Origin of the sequence: Hydrogenophaga sp. (assembly GCF_030373225.1) — a bacterium.
Classification (GTDB): Bacteria; Pseudomonadota; Gammaproteobacteria; order Burkholderiales; family Burkholderiaceae_C; genus Hydrogenophaga.
In genome coordinates this window covers 46085-63747 of record NZ_JAUCZG010000007.1, presented here as the reverse complement: position 1 = coordinate 63747, position 17663 = coordinate 46085, and the positions used below count along the sequence as shown (strand labels likewise).

The 17663-nt window shown below is 66.5% G+C and carries 11 protein-coding genes and 1 pseudogene; 5 read left to right on the top strand and 7 right to left on the bottom strand.

The window, feature by feature from the left end:
- Positions 1-3: 3 nt before the first annotated feature.
- Positions 4-1362, top strand: a complete 1359-nt coding sequence (locus QUV35_RS05980; protein WP_300871590.1) for a glutamine synthetase family protein — start codon at positions 4-6, stop codon at positions 1360-1362.
- 96 nt (positions 1363-1458) lie between these two features.
- Here QUV35_RS05980 and QUV35_RS05975 read toward each other — a convergent pair whose 3' ends face one another.
- Positions 1459-4446, bottom strand: a complete 2988-nt coding sequence (locus QUV35_RS05975) for a bifunctional diguanylate cyclase/phosphodiesterase (RefSeq protein WP_300871589.1) — start codon at positions 4444-4446, stop codon at positions 1459-1461.
- A 245-nt stretch (positions 4447-4691) separates the two neighbouring features.
- On the opposite strand from QUV35_RS05975, the gene QUV35_RS05970 reads away from it, so the two are divergent.
- The gene (locus tag QUV35_RS05970; RefSeq protein WP_291216099.1) at positions 4692-4997 is read left to right on the top strand and encodes an RNA-binding protein; all 306 of its coding nucleotides are present in this window, start codon (positions 4692-4694) and stop codon (positions 4995-4997) included.
- 119 nt (positions 4998-5116) lie between these two features.
- Positions 5117-6931: pseudogene (locus tag QUV35_RS05965) on the top strand (carboxyl transferase domain-containing protein); the annotation flags it as partial.
- Positions 6932-6937: 6 nt separating this feature from the next.
- Here the strand turns inward: QUV35_RS05965 and QUV35_RS05960 are convergent.
- From QUV35_RS05960 to QUV35_RS05950, 3 genes are read right to left on the bottom strand one after another with little or no spacing between them, the layout of a single operon-like run.
- Positions 6938-7423: a response regulator gene (locus tag QUV35_RS05960; RefSeq protein WP_300871587.1), complete on the bottom strand. Its 486-nt coding sequence runs from the start codon at positions 7421-7423 to the stop codon at positions 6938-6940.
- Positions 7420-11283: a PAS domain S-box protein gene (locus QUV35_RS05955; protein WP_300871586.1), complete on the bottom strand. Its 3864-nt coding sequence runs from the start codon at positions 11281-11283 to the stop codon at positions 7420-7422. The genes QUV35_RS05960 and QUV35_RS05955 overlap by 4 nt, the downstream gene beginning before the upstream one ends.
- A gap of 49 nt (positions 11284-11332) precedes the next feature.
- Complete coding sequence (locus tag QUV35_RS05950; RefSeq protein WP_300871585.1) at positions 11333-12835, bottom strand: FAD-linked oxidase C-terminal domain-containing protein; 1503 nt, start codon at positions 12833-12835, stop codon at positions 11333-11335.
- A 172-nt stretch (positions 12836-13007) separates the two neighbouring features.
- Here QUV35_RS05950 and QUV35_RS05945 point away from each other — a divergent pair, with 172 nt between their 5' ends.
- Positions 13008-13430 carry an Hsp20/alpha crystallin family protein gene (locus QUV35_RS05945; RefSeq protein ID WP_300871584.1) on the top strand — a complete coding sequence of 141 codons (423 nt, stop codon included), beginning with the start codon at positions 13008-13010 and terminating at the stop codon, positions 13428-13430.
- 136 nt (positions 13431-13566) lie between these two features.
- Here QUV35_RS05945 and QUV35_RS05940 read toward each other — a convergent pair whose 3' ends face one another.
- Complete coding sequence (locus QUV35_RS05940; protein ID WP_300871583.1) at positions 13567-14439, bottom strand: LysR substrate-binding domain-containing protein; 873 nt, start codon at positions 14437-14439, stop codon at positions 13567-13569.
- A gap of 61 nt (positions 14440-14500) precedes the next feature.
- On the bottom strand, positions 14501-15349 hold the full coding sequence (gene purU, locus QUV35_RS05935; RefSeq protein WP_300871582.1) for a formyltetrahydrofolate deformylase: 849 nt from the start codon (positions 15347-15349) through the stop codon (positions 14501-14503).
- Between the two features lie 133 nt (positions 15350-15482).
- Between purU and QUV35_RS05930 the strand changes: the two genes are divergently transcribed.
- On the top strand, positions 15483-16820 hold the full coding sequence (locus QUV35_RS05930) for an aminotransferase class III-fold pyridoxal phosphate-dependent enzyme (RefSeq protein ID WP_300871581.1): 1338 nt from the start codon (positions 15483-15485) through the stop codon (positions 16818-16820).
- Between the two features lie 15 nt (positions 16821-16835).
- On the opposite strand, the gene QUV35_RS05925 is transcribed toward QUV35_RS05930, so the two are convergent.
- Positions 16836-17651 carry a ChaN family lipoprotein gene (locus tag QUV35_RS05925; protein WP_300871580.1) on the bottom strand — a complete coding sequence of 272 codons (816 nt, stop codon included), beginning with the start codon at positions 17649-17651 and terminating at the stop codon, positions 16836-16838.
- Positions 17652-17663: the final 12 nt, after the last annotated feature.

Genomic DNA, 17663 nt, shown 5'->3' with positions numbered 1-17663 from the left:
CCCATGGCCGACATCACCGACCCCTCCGACGCCCAACGCATCCAGCAGTGGCTGGACGAGCACCGCATCACCGAAGTCGAGTGCCTGATCCCCGACATGGCGGGGCAGGCGCGCGGCAAGATCGTGCCGCGCCACAAGTACAACCCGGCCGTGGGCCTGCGCCTGCCCGAGGCGGTGCTGGCCATGACGGTGACCGGCGACTACCCCGAGAAAGACTTCACCTCGGTGGCCGACCCGGACATGCTCCTGAAGCCCGACCCGAACACCTTGCGCCCGGTGCCCTGGGCCAAGGAGCCCACCGCGCAGATCATCCACGACTGCTTTGCGTTCGACGGCACGCCGTTTGCGCTGTCGCCGCGCAACGTGCTGCGCCGCGTGCTCAAGCTCTACGCCGACGAGGGCTGGAAGCCGGTCGTCGCGCCCGAGATGGAGTTCTACCTGGTGCAGATCGAACCCGACGAGGACATTCCGCTGAAGCCTCCGGTGGGGCGCACGAAGCGCACCGAAGCCGGCATGCAGAGCTTTTCGATGGATGCCATCAACGAGTACGACGACATCTTCGATGTGATGTACGACTGGTGCGAGGCCGAGGGCATCCAGCTCGACACGTTGATCCACGAAATGGGCACGGCGCAGATGGAGATCAACATCGACCACGGCGACCCGCTGCCGCTGGCCGATCAGGTGTTCCTGTTCAAGCGCACCATCCGCGAGGTGGCGATCCGCCACCAGATGTACGCCACCTTCATGGCCAAGCCCATGCAGGGGCAGCCCGGCAGCGCCATGCACATCCACCAGAGCGTGGTGGCCATCGACGGTGGGCAGAACATCTTCAGCAAGGCCGATGGCGAACCCTCGGATGCGTTCTTCCACTACATCGGCGGACTGCAGACCTACCTGCCGGCGGCCACCGCATTTTTTGCGCCCTATGTCAATTCCTACCGCCGGCTGTCGCGCTTCACCTCGGCGCCGATCAACCTGAGCTGGGGCTATGACAACCGCACCTGCGGACTGCGTGTGCCGCACTCGGGACCCCAGGACCGCCGCGTCGAGAACCGACTGGCCGGCGTGGACGTGAATCCTTACCTGGCCATTGCGGCCAGCCTGGCTTGCGGCTACCTGGGCATGAAGCAAGGGCTGAAGCCGAACGATCCTCTCAAGGGCAGCGCTTACGAGCAGCCCCACCAGTTACCGCGCCACCTCGACGACGCGATCGAAAAACTCATGGGCTGCGCCCCCCTGGTGGACTTGTTCGGTGAACACTTCATCCAGACCTACAGCGCGATCAAGGAAACCGAATACCGCGAGTTCTTCGACGTGATCAGCCCGTGGGAGCGGCGCTTCCTGTTGCTCCACGTTTAGCAACAAGCCCCCACGCTCCCCCGCCGCGCGAGGTCCGCTGCCCCCCGAGGGGGCTGGGCCCGCCTTGGGAGCGGCCCGGCGGCGTGCCCGTCGCGGCTACGACATCACGAGCATCCCTGAGGTCGGGTTCTGCAACAGGGAGTCGAGTGCTTCGATGGGCAGGGGTTTGGAGAACAGGTGGCCCTGGAACTGGTCGCAGCCCTGATACGCCAGGAAGTCGCGCTGCTCCTGCGTCTCCACACCTTCGGCCACCACCTGAAGGCTCAGGCTTTGAGCCAGCGCGATGATGGCCCGCGAGATGGCGGCGTCGTTCGGGTCGGTCAGCACGTCGGCCACAAAACCCTTGTCGATCTTGAGCTGGTCCAGCGGCAGGCGCTTGAGGACCGAGAGCGATGAGTAACCGACACCGAAGTCGTCCAGCGACAGCGTGACACCCAGCGCCTTGAGCATGCCCATCTTGTCGATGGTGATTTCCATGCGGTCGGCCAGCAGGCTCTCGGTGAGCTCCAGCTTGAGCCGGTGCGGCCGGATGCCGGTGCGCTGGATGGCGGCCATCACCATGTCCACAAAATCGGGGTGGCGGAACTGCCGCACGCTCACGTTCACCGCGATGCTCAGGCTGGCGGTCTGCGGGCGGGTGGCCCAGGCGGCGAGCTGCTCGCAGGCGGTCTCCAGCACCCACTGGCCCAGCGGCAGGATGAGGCCGGTGTCCTCGGCCACCGGAATGAAGTCGGCCGGATACACCAGGCCTCGTTCCGGGTGCTGCCAGCGCACCAGCGCCTCCACGCCCGTGATCACACCCACCCGGTCCACCTGCGGCTGGTAGTGCACCACCAGCTGGGTCTCGCGCAGGGCGACCCGCAGGTCCGAGCTCACGGTGGCGTTGGCGCTCACCGTCGCCTGCATGCCGGGGTCGAAGAAGCACACGGTGTTGCGCCCGAGCGACTTGGCCTGGTACATCGCCAGATCGGCCTGCTTGAGCAGCTCACCGACGTCGCTCTGGTCGCCATTGAAGGAGGTCACGCCGATGCTGGGGGTGGCGAAGTGTTGGTGGCCATTGAGCTGGAAGGGCTCGCGCAGCGTGTTGAGGACTTTTTCCGCCAGGGCCCGGGCCTTGTAGGCGGCGGCGTCGGGGTCGGTGCTCAGGTCGTCGACCATCACCACGAACTCGTCGCCGCCCAGGCGCGCCACCATGTCGCTCTTGCGCACACTGCGGGTCAGGCGGGAGGCCACTTTCTGCAGCAACTGGTCGCCCATGTGGTGACCCAGCGTGTCGTTGAGGATCTTGAAGTTGTCCAGGTCGATGAACATCAGGGCGCCGTGCTGGCCCGACCGCGCGCTGGCCGCCAGCGCCTGTTGCAGGCGATCGAGCAGCAGCTGGCGGTTGGGCAGATCGGTCAGCGCGTCGTAGAAGGCCAGGTGGCGGATCATGTCCTCGGCGGTCTTGCGCTGGGTGATGTCGCGTCCCACCGCCACCCAGTGGGTCACTTCCTCGGCATTGGCCTGCACCGACACCACTTCCAGTTCGACCCAGAACAAGGCGCCGTTCTTGCGCCGCACCATCAACTCGGTGCGGGCTTGCTGGTTCTGTTGCAGGCCGGCGGCCAGCCCCTGCAGCTTGGCGATGGACGGATCGAGCTCGAGCAGCATGCGCGGTGTCTGGCCCAGCACCTCGGCGCGGCTGTAGCCCGTGTGCTGTTCGAAGGCGTCGTTGACGAACACGATGCGCGGCTCCTGGGCGCTGGCGCCGGTCTCGGCGATGGCCACGATGTCGTTGAGCCGGGACACGCTGGTCTCCAGCAGCATCAGCTGCTCCTGCGAGCGCCGGCGTTCGGTCACGTCGCGGAAATACACCGCCAGGCCTTCGGCGAACGGGTAGGCGCGAACTTCCAGCCACTTGCCCAGCGTGGGGAAAAAATCTTCCAGCTCGATGCGCCGGTTGGTGTGCAGGGAGCGGGTGAGCTTCTCCTTGAGCCGTTCGGCCAGCCCACCGGTGAAGTCCTTCCACACCTCTTCGCCCAGCAGGTCGGCAGTGGTTTTCTGCAGCAGCCGCTCGCTCTCCTGATTCAGGTAGGTGAAGCAGCACTGGCGGTCCAGCGTCACGAACGCCTCGGTGATGCTGGCCAGCGTCGTGGTCAGGCGCATGGCCAGCCGCAAGGTGTCCTGCTGGGCCTGCTTCTGCGCCGAGATGTCCTGGATCGCACCCTGGATGCGCAGGATGTCTCCGTCCATGTTGCGCACCGCGGTGCCCACGGTGCGCACCCATTTCGGCGTTCCGCCCTCCACCATGATCTGGATTTCCTCGTCGAAACCCTCGCCGCTGGTCCTGCACCGCTCCAGCCGCTGGCGGATGCCGCTGCGCCACTCCGGGTTGTAGCGCTGCACCATGGAATCGATCGAGACCACATGGCTGTGGTCCGGCAGGCCCAGGATGGTGGCGAACTCGTCCGAGTGCGCGACCAGACCGGTGGACACCTGCATTGACCAGCTGCCCGCACCGGCGGTGTGCTCGGTGAGGTTGAGCCGGCTCTCGCTCTCGCGCAGCACGTTGAGGTTGTACTGCTCGCTGACTTCACAGCGGCGCCACAGCGCCAGCACATCGCCCGCGTGGGCCGTCAACAGGCTCAGCGTGCTGTCGGCCAGGGACCTGTCCTGGCGGACCGTTTTGTGCAGCAGCAGCAGGGCCAGGCCCGGTGGGCCGCCGGATGGCGCAACGGGCAACCAGTGCGCCTGCTGGATCGCTCGCCAATCGGGGCTCCAGTCATCGTCGGGCAGCTGGGCAGATGCGCCGGGACCGCCACGATGGTCCACCCAGGTTTCTCCGCTGCGCTGCGAGAAGGCCTGCCCGCTGTAGCGGGCCGCCTCCTCGGCGGTGTCGCCGGCAAGGCCGTGCACGCCGAGCACCTGGGGCGGCCACTGCGCGGTGTCCAGCACCACGGCAGCCTCGCATTCCCCCAGCCTGGCAGCCAGTTGCGCCAGCCGATGAAAGCCCGTGAAGTCCCTGGCACTCGACCAGGCGCCAGCGACTTCGAAGTCGGTCTCTTTGATCAGCGCACCGTCTGGCGTGGAGGATCCGTTTCGCATGGAGGTCAGGCCCGCAGGGTTGGGAGTTCGGGAAGACGGGGTGTTGTCACGATGCGATCACACCGTTTGTTCATGCTTCACGCAGAGATCGTGAACAAGATCACAAGAGCAGCAGCCAGTCCGGCAATTTGTAACATTTCACTGATTTTTCGTTACTTCTGTTCTACCATGGCGATCCATCCAAGGATGCCATGTCCGCAGCAGGGCGTGGATGCGACGACAGAAACGAACTTCGGGAGTCCATTGTGAGCACACTTGCAGAACTCAGGCAACACAGCGATGTGCCGAGCTTGAAGTCCGCGCTGCACCAGCTCTGCAGCGAGTTCGGCCGCATCACGCGCCTTGACATCCTCACCGCCATGCACGAGGGCACCAAGCAGGCCATCTGCTTCCTGCGCATGGAGCGGCCCGAACAGGAGCAGCAGCTCATGAAGAGCCTGGGCGTGGGCCGGTTCGGCGGTGAAGTGGTCTTTGTCCTGAACCTCAACACGCCCGTGACAGCCGACGATTTCGGTCCTTCGTCGCAGTGGGCCGACTCCGACATCTACTGACGCCCTCGCGCGCTCCTTGCAAACAGGCCCTTTTGAGGGCCTGTTTGCATGGTGGCCGCGCTGTCGCGCCGTCGACCGCTGCGGCGCGGCCGGCGGCGCAGAATTCCGCCATGAAAACCGTGCGCGCTCCCTTGCAGGCCCAGATCGTCCAATGGCTCGTCGAGCCGGGTGACGCCGTGCGACGTGGTGACCTGCTGGTCGTGCTGGAGGCCATGAAGATGGAGCACGAGTTGCGTGCCGACGCAGACGGGCGGGTGGTCGAACGGCTGTTCGAGGCGGGGGAGCCGGTCCGATCGGGCGACGTCCTGCTGCACCTCGAGTCCCTGGCCGTCATCCCGACCGTCGACGCCGGGCCCGCCGGACCCCCGATGCGCGCCAGCCATGAGCCACGGCCCGACCTGCAGGCCATGCTGACGCGTGACACCCTGACCCGTGACGCCGCCCGCCCCGAGGCGGTGGCGCGCCGTCATGCACTGGGTTTGCGCACCGCCCGCGAGAACATCGCGGACCTGTGCGACGACGGCAGCTTCATCGAGTACGGAGCGCTGGCGGTGGCCGCACAACGGACCCGGCGCAGCGCCGAGGATCTGGTGGCCAACACGCCGGCCGACGGCATGGTCACCGGCATCGGATCGGTCAATGCGACGCAGGTCGGCCCCGGGCAGGCGCGCACCGTGGTGCTGGCCTATGACGCCACCGTGCTGGCCGGCACGCAAGGCATGCGCAACCACCAGAAGACCGATCGCCTGCTGGACATCGCGCTGGCGCAGAAACTGCCCGTGGTTCTGTTCGCCGAGGGCGGCGGTGGCCGGCCGGGTGACACCGACATGCCCATCGTGGCAGGACTGCATGTGACCACGTTTGCGGCCTTTGCCCGACTCAGCGGCGAGGTGCCGGTGCTGGGCGTCGTGAGCGGGCGGTGCTTCGCCGGCAACGCCGCGCTGCTGGGCTGCAGCGACGTGATCATCGCCACGCGCGGCAGCAACATCGGCATGGGCGGGCCCGCGATGGTCGAGGGCGGGGGACTGGGGATTTACCGCCCCGAGGAGATCGGACCGAGCGATGTGCAGCACGCCAACGGGGTGATCGACGTGCTGGTGGACAACGAGGCACAGGCTGTCGCGGCCGCACGGCACTGCCTGTCGTTCTTTCAGGGTCGTCTGGCGGCCTGGACCGCGCCCGACCCGCTGGCGCTGCGCGATGCCGTGCCCGAGAACCGGTTGCGCGCCTACGACACCCGCGGCGTGATGCGCGGGCTGGTCGATGCGGGCAGCCTGCTGGACCTGCGCACCGGTTTCGGATCGGGCATCCACACCGCGCTGGCGCGCATCGAGGGCCATGCCGTGGGCCTGATGGCCAACAACCCGCTGCACCTGGGCGGCGCCATCGACGCCGACGCAGCCGACAAGGCCGCGCGTTTCATGCAACTGTGCAATGCGCACGGTCTGCCCGTCGTGAGCCTGGTTGACACGCCGGGTTTCATGGTGGGACCGGCGGCGGAAGCGCAGGCCCAGGTGCGCCATGTGAGCCGCCTGTTCGTGGTGGCCGCGAAACTGCGGGTGCCGTTCTTCAGCGTGGTGTTGCGCAAGGCTTATGGCCTGGGCGCCATGGGGATGACGGCCGGCGGCTTTCACCGGCCGGTGTTCACGGTGGCCTGGCCCACCGGCGAATTCGGCGCCATGGGCCTGGAAGGCGCGGTGCGCCTGGGCTATCGCAAGGAACTGCAGGCCGTGCCCGACGGCCCCGAACGCGAGGCCTTGTACCAGCGGCTGGTGGCCGAGCAATACGCCAGGGGTTCGGCCGAACAGATGGCCACAACCCTCGAGATCGATGCGGTGATCGATCCGGCGCTGACGCGCCACTGGCTGGTGCAGGGTCTTGCGGGAGCGAAGGTGGCCGACGCGTCGGGCGCCCGCTTCATCGACACCTGGTGAGGCACCTCAGATGAGGTCGCCAAAGCCCGTGTTGCGCACCGCGGCATTGACGGTTTGCGGCGCCGTCTGGTTGATGTTGATCCAGAACTCGCACACGTGTTTCATCGCGCTGAGAAACTGCGAGAACTCGGTCGGCTTGGCGATGTAGGCGTTGGTGCCTGCGTCGTAGGCGCGCAGCAGGTCGCTGGGTTCGGTGGATGAGGTCAGCACCACCACCGGGATGTTGTGCAACAGGTCGCTGCCCTTGATTTCCTTGAGCACACCGATCCCGTCGAGCAGTGGCATCTTGAGGTCGAGCAGCACCAGAACAGGGTTGCTGCCGGAGCGGTTGCTGAAGCCGTTGCGCCGGTGCAGGTAGTCCAGTGCCTGCATGCCGTCCGAAACATGGGTGACCCGGCCGTCAAGGCCATGCCGGGAGAGCGCCAGTTTGGTCAGCTCTGCATCGTCGGGGTTGTCTTCGACCAGAAGGATCGCGTCGGCGTTTTTGCTCATGATTCCAGGGGGGCAGGCATCGAGTCCAGGGTGGAGTCCGAAAATCCGGGGCCCTCAAAAGGTAGGGAGAAGTAAAAAACGCTGCCAACACCGAGTTCGCTTTCGGCCCATATGCTGCCGCTGTGCCGCTCGATGATGCGCCTTGTGAGCGCCAGACCGATGCCCGTGCCCTCGAATTCGGACGCCCGGTGCAATCGTTGGAACACGCCGAACAGCTTCTGTGCGTATTTTGTGTCGAAACCCACACCATTGTCACGGACAAAGAAGGTGTAACCCACCACCGGGTCGACGCTCCAGCCCACCTCGATGCGCGTTCGTTCACGCGGCCGGCTGTATTTGTAGGCGTTGCCCAACAGATTGGCCCACACTTCGCGCAGCAGCAGGGCGTCGCCCTGCACCACCGGCAGATCGGTGGCCACCACCCAGTCCACCACCCGGCCCTCGGTGTCGTGGCCGATCTGGCCCACCACCGCCTCGACCAGCAACTGGAAGTCCACCGGCGTCACACTGACCGCCGCGCGGCCCAGGCGGGAAAACGCCAGCAGGCCATCGATGAGCTGGCTCATGTGGCGGGCCGAGTTGCCGATGGTGCCGAGGTAACGCGCACTCACCTCGTCGCACTGGCTGCCCATGTGCTCTTCGAGCAGGCTGACGAAGCTGGAGATGTGGCGCAGCGGCGAGCGCAGGTCGTGCGACACCGAGTACGAGAAGGACTCCAGGTCCTTGTTGGCCGCCAGCAGCTGTTCGGTGCGCTCGACCACCCGGTTCTCCAGCTCGTCGTTGATGTTGCGCATCAGGTCGTCGAGCCGCTTGGCGTCGGTCATGTCCCGGTTGATCTTGGCGAAGCCGCGCAGCTCGCCCGTGTCGTCGCGCAGGGCAATCAGCACCGAGTGCGACCAGTACTGGGTGCCGTCCTTGCGCGTGTGCCAGTTGTGCAGCTCGTGTTGACCGCGCGATGCTGCCAGGCGCAGCATCTGGTCGGCCCGGACCCGGCCGTGCTCCGGGTTGGCCGGGTCGAACAGCACGCCATAGTGCCGACCCAGCATCTGGGTGGGCGAGTAGCCGTCCATGCGCTGGGCGCTGTCGGTCCAGTCGGTGATCAGGCCGTCTGCATCCATGAAGAAGATGCAGTAGTCGCGCAGGTTGTCCACCATCAGGCGGAACCGCTGCTCGGCCTCCAGCAACTCCGCCGAGCGTTCACGGATGCGCTGTTCGAGCTCCTCGTTGAGGTTGCTCACCCGCTCTTCGATCAGCTTGCTCGCAGTGATGTCGATGATCTGTACGAACAGGCCCATCACCTTGCCGTTCTGCACATCGGGCAGGTAGCGGGCACTGACATAGATGTGCTTGCCGTCGATGGTTGGCCGCCAGGTCGTGAAGTGCTGTGCCTCGCCGCCCAGCGCGGCCAGCATGCGGGGCTGGATGTCGGCCCAGACCTCGGGCTTGACGCACTGGCTGATGTGCTGGCCCATGATGCGCACCGGGTCCATGCCGTAGACGCGCAGGTGCTCGGCATTGGCGAAGCGGAAACGCAAGCCGGCGTCCAGGTAGGCGATCAGGCCGGGGACATGGTCGGTGATGGTCTGCAGGAAACGCTGGTTGTCACGCAACGAGGTCTCGGCCGCCTTGCGGCGCGTGATGTCCACCACGGTGGTGTTGCTGCGCAGGAAGAACCCGTCCTTGTCGCGCACCGCGGACGAGGACAGCAAGGCGTGGAAGGTGCTGCCATCGCGCCGCTGCATGCGGTATTCCACACCCTCGAGCGCATCGCCCTTGAGGATCTTGCGCATGCGGGCTTCGAGCAGCGGCACGTCGGCGAGCGGGATCACGTCGTGAAACCGCATCTTGCCCACCACTTCTTCACGGCTGAGGCCCAGCCACTCCAGCTCGGTGTCGTTGATCGATACGAAGGTCCCGTTGATGTCGAGCGAGTGGTAGCCGCAAGGAGCCTGGTTGTAGAGCGCCTGGGCCTGGCTCAGCGCCTGGTTGAGCTGGCAGTTCGCGTGGCTGACCAGGTCTTCCGATGCCTTGCGCTCGGTGATGTCGAGCATCTGGATGAACAGCCCGGCGACCTCGTCGTCGTGCACGTAGGGGGTGTAGTCGATGCTGGCGTAGAAGGCTTTGCCGTCGGGGAAGGCCCGCTCACCCTCGAAACGCTGGGCCACACCGGCCAACGCACCTTCCAGACGCGGGCGCGCCGTTTCAAAATCCTGGGGGCGGGCGATCTGGCTCAGGTGGAGGCCGACCAGCTGGTCGGGCGTGCCATTGAGCCACCGTGCATAGCTCGCATTGGCGAAACGGCAGATCAGGTCACGGTCGAAGAACGCCAGTTGCACCGGCACGCTGCTGGTGATGGTATGCAGGAAATTGCGCTGCGCGGCCAGGGCCAGCTCGGCCGCCTTGCGGTCGGTGATGTCGACCAGCGTGTTGTTCGTGCGCAGAAAACGACCCTGGCTGTCGAGGACCGCGGTGGTGCTGAGCAGCGCCACGAATCCGGTTCCGTCGCGCCGCAGCATGCCGATCTCGGCGGCCTCCAGCGTCTCGCCGCGCAGCAATCGCTGGAGACGCTCGATCACCGCTTCGAGGTAGGCGGGCTGGACATGGTCGCGGAAGTGTTTCTTGCCCACCACCTCGCTGCGGTTGTCGTAGCCCAACCAGTCGAGCTCGGTCTGGTTGATCAGCACATACAGGCCGGTGGCGTCGACCGAGTGGTAACCGCAGGGCGCCTGGTTGTAGGCAATCTGGGCTTCACGCAGTGCGCTCTGGATGCGGTTCTTGGCCTCGGCCAGTTCCTCGGTGCGCTGCTGAACAGCGTTCTCGAGCTCGGCGTTGAAGCGCTGGATGCTTTCCTGCTGCAGATGCTGCTCGGTGATGTCGCGCGAAACCGCAAGCAACAAGACCGGCTGACCCTGGGCGTCGCAGATCGGCGTGACCATGGTGTCCCACCACTTGGGTGTGCCCTTGAACGTGGGCCCATAGGCCACGAAGCGCGCGCTCTCGCCAAGGCGGGCGGAATCGATCGATTCCTGCGCCAGCTGCAAGCCATCGTCGGGCCACCAGTCGACCCAGGGGCCCATGCGCACCTGTTCGAAATCGTCCACCTCCACCAGGCGACAGCCTTGCGCCGTCATCTGGACCACCCGTCCCTCGAGGTCGAGCACCTTGGTGCAGTCCGGGCTGCTGGCGATGATCTGGCGGTTGAGCTCGTCCTTGATGCGGGCGTCGGCCTCGAGTTCACGCATGGGCGTGATGTCCTGCATGAAGCCGAGCTGGCTGGTCACGTTGCCTTGCGCGTCCCGCAACGGGGAGTTGCGCGTCAGCACATGCACCACCTCGTTGCCCGGCCGGATCACGCGGAACTCGATGCTCAGGCTCTCGCCGGTGGAGATCGCGCGCACCCAGTGCTCCTGCACGCGTTGCAGATCGTCGGGGTGCACCCGGTCGAGCCAGCCGAAATTGGGGAAGTCCTGTTTGCCCAGCGCGAAAATCTGCTGCAGCCGGGCGTCGACATGCGTCAGCAGGCCCGCCTGGTCGGTGCGGAAAATGCCGATCGGAAAGGCGCTGCCCAGCGCGGCGAAGAGCGCCTCGTATTCGAGTTGCGCTGCGGCCAGCGGCGAGTCCTGGTCGGCGTCGAGCGCCAGTTCAAGCGACAGCGGCAGATCCGCAGCGGCGCCAGGACGGGTGGCGGAACCCTCGTTCAGGCTGCCGCCCAGCTTTTGTGCATAGCTGCGACGCAGGTGCAGGTTCTCGGCTTTGAGGGTCTCGATCTCCAGCAGCAGCGCCCGCTCGCGCGCCGAGGTCATTGCCTCGGGTCGGTTCAGGTCCAGACGGCTGTCTTTCGGAGGGAAGAGAGCACTCATCGATCAACTGTACCGCAGGGGGCGGTGTGTTGAACGTGATATTTGACCCTCAGAAGCGGGGCAGTTCCGGGTGCGCGAGGCGCCCGCCACGCACCAGCATTTTTCCGTACTCAGCACAACGTTGCAGCGTGGGAATGACCTTGCCGGGATTCAGTAGCGATTTGGTATCAAACGCCCGCTTCACGCTGAACATCTGTTCGTTTTCCTCGGGTGAGAACTGCACGCACATGCTGTTGAGTTTCTCCACGCCCACGCCATGCTCGCCGGTCACGGTGCCGCCCATGGCCACGCTGGTCTCGAGGATCTCGGCGCCGAAGAGCTCGCAGCGGTGCAGCTGGTCGGCATCGTTGGCATCGAACAGGATCAGCGGATGCAGGTTGCCGTCGCCCGCGTGGAACACGTTGGCGCAGCGCAGCTGGTACTTTTTCTCCATTTCCGCGATCGCCAGCAGGATGTCGGCCAGGCGCTTGCGCGGAATGGTCGAGTCCATGCACATGTAGTCGGGGCTGATGCGCCCGCTCGCTGGAAAGGCGTTCTTGCGACCGCTCCAGAAACGCAGGCGTTCGGCCTCGTTCTGGCTGACGGCGATGGCGGTGGCGCCGCAGCGGCGCAACACCTCGCTCATGCGCCCGATTTCTTCTTCCACCTCTTCGGGCGTGCCGTCGCTCTCGCACAAGAGGATCGCCTCGGCGTTCAGGTCGTAGCCGGCGTGCACGAAGTCCTCGACCGCGGCCGTCATGGGTTTGTCCATCATCTCCAGCCCGGCCGGGATGATGCCGGCGGCGATGACCGACGCCACCGCATCACCGGCCTTGCGGATGTCGTCGAAGCTGGCCATGATGCAGCGCGCCAGCAGCGGCTTGGGAACCAGCTTCACGGTCACTTCGGTGGTCACGGCCAGCATGCCTTCGCTGCCGATGATCAGGGAGAGCAGGTCGAAGCCGGGCACGTCCAGGGACTCGCCGCCGAAGGTGACCGGCTCACCTTCAACCGTGTAGCCGCGCACCTGCAGCACGTTGTGCACCGTCAAGCCGTACTTCAGGCAGTGCACGCCACCGGAGTTCTCCGCCACGTTGCCGCCGATGGTGCAGGCGATCTGGCTGCTCGGGTCGGGGGCGTAATAGAGGCCGTGGGGCGCTGCGGCCTCCGAAATGGCGAGGTTGCGAACGCCTGCCTGCACCACTGCCGTGCGCGAGCGCGGGTCGATCTGGAGGATGCGGTTGAACTTGGCCAGCGACATCGTGACCCCCATGGCGTGCGGCATCGCTCCACCCGACAAGCCGGTGCCCGCGCCGCGCGCCACCACCGGCACGTCCAGCGCATGGCAGGCCTTGAGCACCGCAGCGACCTGGCTTTCGGTTTCGGGCAGCACCACCACCAGCGGGCGTTCGCGGTAGGCCGTGAGGCCGTCGCATTCGTAGGGCACGGTGTCTTCGGCCTGCCAGAGCAGGGCATGACCCGGCAACACCGCCTGCAGGGCGCGCACCACATCGGCCTGGCGGGCGGCGCGCTGGATCTGGGTGGTCTGGGCGGGGGAGGCGGGAGCGTTCATGGGCGAGCCTGTGGGGTCTGCAAGTTGGCCGACCCAGTTTAGGACAAAGCCCCGCGTGCGGTTTGAGGAAAACTGCAGCCCTCTTGAAATTTCCGGCCAGCAGCATCAATTGTGAGCCACCGAAAACCGCCTCCGGGCGGCGCCGTTCAACCCCTTTTCAGGAGCATTTGCCATGAACCGTCTGATTGCCCGCAGCAACCTGTTCGACGACTTCTTCAAGGACGTCGCCCCCGGCTTTTACGTCAAACCCCTGCACGGGGAGGGATTGCCCGCCCAGATCCGGATCGACGTCAGGGAAACGCCCGACGCCTACGCCGTGGAAGCCGAGGTGCCCGGCGTGTCGCGCGAGGACATCCACGTCACGATCGACGGACCGGTGGTCACGCTGCGCGCCGAGATCCGGCAGCAGGACAGCCAGTCGGAGGGCGAGAAACTGTTGCGCAGCGAGCGCTACCACGGCGCCGTGTCGCGCAGCTTCCAGCTGCCGCAGGACATCGACAACGCGACGGCGAAGGCCAGGTACGAAAACGGTGTGCTTCAACTCACTTTGCCCAAAAAGCTGCCGGTGACCGGGCAACGCCTCACGATCGAGTGAGGGGGGAGCCCCCACGCTCCCCCGCTGCGCGAGGGTCGCTGCCCCCCGAGGGGGCTGGGCCCGCCTTGGGGCGGCCCTGCGGCTGGCCCGGGGCCTTTTGCCCCCACGCTCCCCCGCTGCGCCGGGGCTGAGTTGGTTACTGGCTGGTGGCCTTCTTGAGCCACTCGGCAAACGCCGCGCATTCCCACCGGTCCATGGTCCCGGTGCGCCAGCACAGGTAGTGCGCGTGCGGGCTGGGCACGTGGCGGCTGTACAGCGGCACCAGCGTGCCATGTTCGAGCCAGGGGGCCGCGAGCTTGAGGCGGACCAGTGCCACGCCCATGCCGGCGGCGGCGCCGTCGCACATCAGGCCGATGTCGTTGAACTGCGAGCCCTCGGCGGGCTCCGGCCAGTCCAGGTCGTGTGCGGCGAACCAGGTGCGCCAGGGCTCCAGCGGGCTGCGCAGCAGTGGCACGCTGTCCAGATCCTGGGCCGTTTCGAATGGACCGTGTTCGCGCACGAACGCGGGTGAGGCCAGCGGCGTCACCTCGTCCTTCATGAGGCAGACGTGTTCCACGTCGGCATAACGCCCGGTGCCGAATCGCACGGTGAGGTCGGCGTCCTCGGCCACCACGTCCAGCAGCGGGATGCTCACCTGCAAGGTGAGGTCGATCTCGGGGTAGGCGTCGCTGAACTGTTTGAGGCGCGGCAGCAGCACCGAGCGCGCAAACGTGGGCGTGACAGCCACCCGCAGTTTGCGCCGTCCGGGCGCTGCGGCATGGCTCGGAAATTTCTGCAGCGTGGCCAGGCCGTCGCGAACATGGGCCAGGTATTCGCTGCCCTCGGTGGTGAGGGAAAAGTCGGACCGCCCGAACAGTTTCGTGCCCAGGATCTGCTCCAGCTGCTTGATCCGGTGGCTCACCGCGCTGGGCGTCACGTTGAGCTCGTCCGCCGTCTGCGTGACGCTGCGCAGGCGCGCGAGCGCCTCGAAAGTGAGCAGGCACTGGATGGGCGGGATCCGGATCGTCATCTGCGTCAGCGCCCCGATTGCAGGGATGACCGGGCCGCGCAGCGGCGCAGTTTGGCCACAGTCACTTGAACACCACCGTCTTGTGCCCGTTGAGCAGCACGCGGTGCTCGCTGTGCCACTTGACGGCCCGCGCCAGCACCTGGCTTTCGGTGTCGCGTCCCCGGGCGGTGAGGTCTTCCACCGTGTCGGTGTGGTCCACGCGGGCCACGTCCTGTTCGATGATGGGTCCCTCGTCGAGGTCGGCCGTGACGTAGTGGGCGGTGGCTCCGATCAGCTTCACGCCGCGGTCGTGCGCCTGGTAGTACGGCTTGGCGCCCTTGAAGCTGGGCAGGAAGCTGTGGTGGATGTTGATCGCCTTGCCCGCCAGTTCCCGGCACAGGTCGTTGCTCAGCACCTGCATGTAGCGCGCCAGCACCACGAGTTCGGCGCCTTCGCTGCGGATGATGTCGAGCTGTTTCGCTTCGGCCTGCGCTTTGGTGGCTGCGCTCACCGCGATGTGGTGGAAGGGGACGTTGTAGCTCGCGGCGAGCTGGTAGAAGTCGCGGTGGTTGCTGACGATGGCACGGATGTCCAGCGCGAGCAGGCCGCTTTTCCAGCGGAACAACAGGTCGTTGAGGCAGTGGCCTTCCTTGCTCACGAAGATCACGGCGCGCACCGGCTCGGCCAGGGCATGCAGGCTCCAGCGCATGCCGAAGGGCTCGGCAAACAGCTTCAGGCGCAGGCGAAGGTCTTCCGGCGTGAGCTGGGCACAGGCGAACTGCACCCGCATGAAGAACAGGCCGGTGGCCGGGTCGTTGTACTGGGCGGCTTCTTCGATGTTGCCGCCGTGCTCGTAGAGAAAACCCGAGACGGCGTGCACGATGCCGGGGCGGTCCTGGCAGGACAGGGTGAGGACGTGGGTGTGGTTCATGGCCGGGCGATTGTCGCAGCAAGGCCCGTGACCGGGCGCCCGGTGGGTCTGAACCGGACCGCGGCAGTGGAGCCCCCGGCCGCAGCCACCGGTGCCACAATGCCGGCTTCCTTCTTGTGCCGGAGACGCCGCCATGGCCTACAACGACCTTCGCATGGACAACCAGTGGTTGCCCTTCACGCCCAACCGCAGCTTTGCCAAGGACCCGCGCATCTTCGTGGCGGCCGACGGCATGCACTTCACCACGCACGACGGCCGCCAGGTCATCGACGGCATCTCCAGCCTGTGGTGTGTGGGCGCGGGCCACAACCGCAAGCCCATCAACGAAGCGATCAAGAAGCAGCTCGACACGCTGGACTACGCCACGGCCTTCAGCGTGAGCAACGACAAGGCGTTTCGCGCGGCCGAAATGATCGCCGCGATGGCGCCCGGCGACCTCAACAAGGTGCTGTTCTGCAACTCCGGGTCAGAGGCGGCCGACACGTCGATGAAAGTCGCGCTGGCCTACCACCGCGCGCGCGGCGAAGGCCACCGCAACATCTTCATCGGGCGTGAGCGCGGCTACCACGGTGTCGGTTTCGGCGGCATGAGCGTGGGCGGCATTCCGGCCAACCGCAAGGTCTATGGCACCAGCCTGCTGCCGCGCGTGGACCACCTGCGTTTCATCCACGATCCGGTGAACCACGCCTACATCCACAACGCCGAACCGGTCTGGAACGAAGACCTGCTGCTCGAACTGGAGAACCGCATCCTGCCGCTGCACGATGCGGGCAACATTGCCGCCGTGATCGTCGAGCCGGTGGCCGGCAGCGCGGGCTGGTACGTGCCGCCCCAGGGCTATCTGAAGCGGCTGCGCGAGATCTGCGACAAGCACGGCATCCTGTTGATCTTCGACGAGGTCATCACCGGTTTCGGTCGCCTGGGCACCGCCTTCGCGTCGGACTACTACGGCGTGCAACCCGACATGCTGAACTTCGCCAAGGCCGTGACCAACGGCGTGTTCCCGCTGGGCGGCGTGGTCTGCACCGACCGCATCTACGAGGCCATGATGGGCGCGCACGGCAACGCGCCGGAGCACGCCATCGAATTCTTCCACGGCTACACCTACTCGGGTCACCCGGTGGCCTGTGCGGCTGCCATCGCCACGCTCGACCTGTTCCGCGAAGAAGACCTGTTCCAACGCGCTGGCGACATGGGTCCGGTGCTGGGCGATGCGATGCATGCCGCGCTCATGGGCCTGCCCAATGTGGTCGGCATCCGCAGCCTGGGGCTGGCCGCGGCGGTTGAACTCGCGCCCATCGCCGGCCTGCCGGGCAAGCGCGCCTTCGATGTGTTCATGGACTGCTACCACCATGGCGTGCTGGTGCGCAACGCGGGCGAGAACCTGGTTTTTGCGCCGCCCTACATCGTTGAAAAGTCACAGATCGAGACCATGGTCGGCACCCTGGCCGACGCCATCAAGCGGGCCTGACCCGCTGCACCGCGCTCAGCGCTTGAGCTGCTGACGCAGTTCGGCGCAGTGGTCGCGCACCGGCAGTGCCGGCGTGCGCCACACGGCGTCTGCCGGCGGGGCCGTTTCAGGTCCGCCCGCCTGAGCCATCACCACCCGGTGCGCCAGCGCCTGCGGCAGATACAGCGGCACACCCAGGTCGCGCCGCACGTGGCCGTTGCCGGCCACCAGCACCACCGTCTTGCCCGCACCGGCCTGCTGCACGGCCGCTGCTGCGGTCCGCGCCATGGCGTCGTCGCGTGCCAGCTGGATGCGTGTCATGGGTCCGATCTGGCCTTCGGGCAGCAGGTCGCAATGCCCGCTGCGGATGCCCTCGCGCTGCTCTTGCAGCGCCGCCTTGTCGATGCGACCCTCCAGTGCCGGGTCGTTCATGGCCGCGCGCATCTGGCCGCGCGGCAGGTTGCCGCCCAGCACCGGCGCGCCGGCCCGAACCGCGGCCATGACCACCGGGCCGTAGGTGGCCCAGGGCCAGCCCGGATTGGCGTTGTCGCTCCAGTTGAGTGCCTCGCGCACCTGCGCCTCGCTTGCGTTGGCGCCCAGGCCGGTGGTCTGGCGGCCCTGTTCGGCCATTTCCATCACCAGCGCACCCAGCTGGCCGCGGGCGCCGAGCGCCTGCACCACGTCGCGCTGCAGCGCCTGGTGCTCGGGTGCATCGTGTTGCTCGCCGAGCATGAGCAAGGGCGTGGGCAGCACGCGTTCCAGCAAGGCAGGCACGGTGGTGGGTGGCCGGTGCGCGCAGGCGCCCAGCAAGGCAAGGCCCAGAGCCAGGGCGACAGCGGATCGACAGGTCATGGGCGGATACTA

Excerpts from the sequence above, each read along its gene's own strand:
- QUV35_RS05945 (WP_300871584.1), top strand. The coding sequence starts at position 13,008 with ATGAACCGTCTGATTGCCCGCAGCAACCTGTTCGACGACTTCTTCAAG.
- purU (WP_300871582.1), bottom strand. The coding sequence starts at position 15,349 with ATGAACCACACCCACGTCCTCACCCTGTCCTGCCAGGACCGCCCCGGC.
- QUV35_RS05930 (WP_300871581.1), top strand. The coding sequence starts at position 15,483 with ATGGCCTACAACGACCTTCGCATGGACAACCAGTGGTTGCCCTTCACG.
- QUV35_RS05950 (WP_300871585.1), bottom strand. The coding sequence starts at position 12,835 with ATGAACGCTCCCGCCTCCCCCGCCCAGACCACCCAGATCCAGCGCGCC.
- QUV35_RS05940 (WP_300871583.1), bottom strand. The coding sequence starts at position 14,439 with ATGACGATCCGGATCCCGCCCATCCAGTGCCTGCTCACTTTCGAGGCG.
- QUV35_RS05980 (WP_300871590.1), top strand. The coding sequence starts at position 4 with ATGGCCGACATCACCGACCCCTCCGACGCCCAACGCATCCAGCAGTGG.
- QUV35_RS05925 (WP_300871580.1), bottom strand. The coding sequence starts at position 17,651 with ATGACCTGTCGATCCGCTGTCGCCCTGGCTCTGGGCCTTGCCTTGCTG.
- QUV35_RS05975 (WP_300871589.1), bottom strand. The coding sequence starts at position 4,446 with ATGCGAAACGGATCCTCCACGCCAGACGGTGCGCTGATCAAAGAGACC.
- QUV35_RS05960 (WP_300871587.1), bottom strand. The coding sequence starts at position 7,423 with ATGAGCAAAAACGCCGACGCGATCCTTCTGGTCGAAGACAACCCCGAC.
- QUV35_RS05955 (WP_300871586.1), bottom strand. The coding sequence starts at position 11,283 with ATGAGTGCTCTCTTCCCTCCGAAAGACAGCCGTCTGGACCTGAACCGA.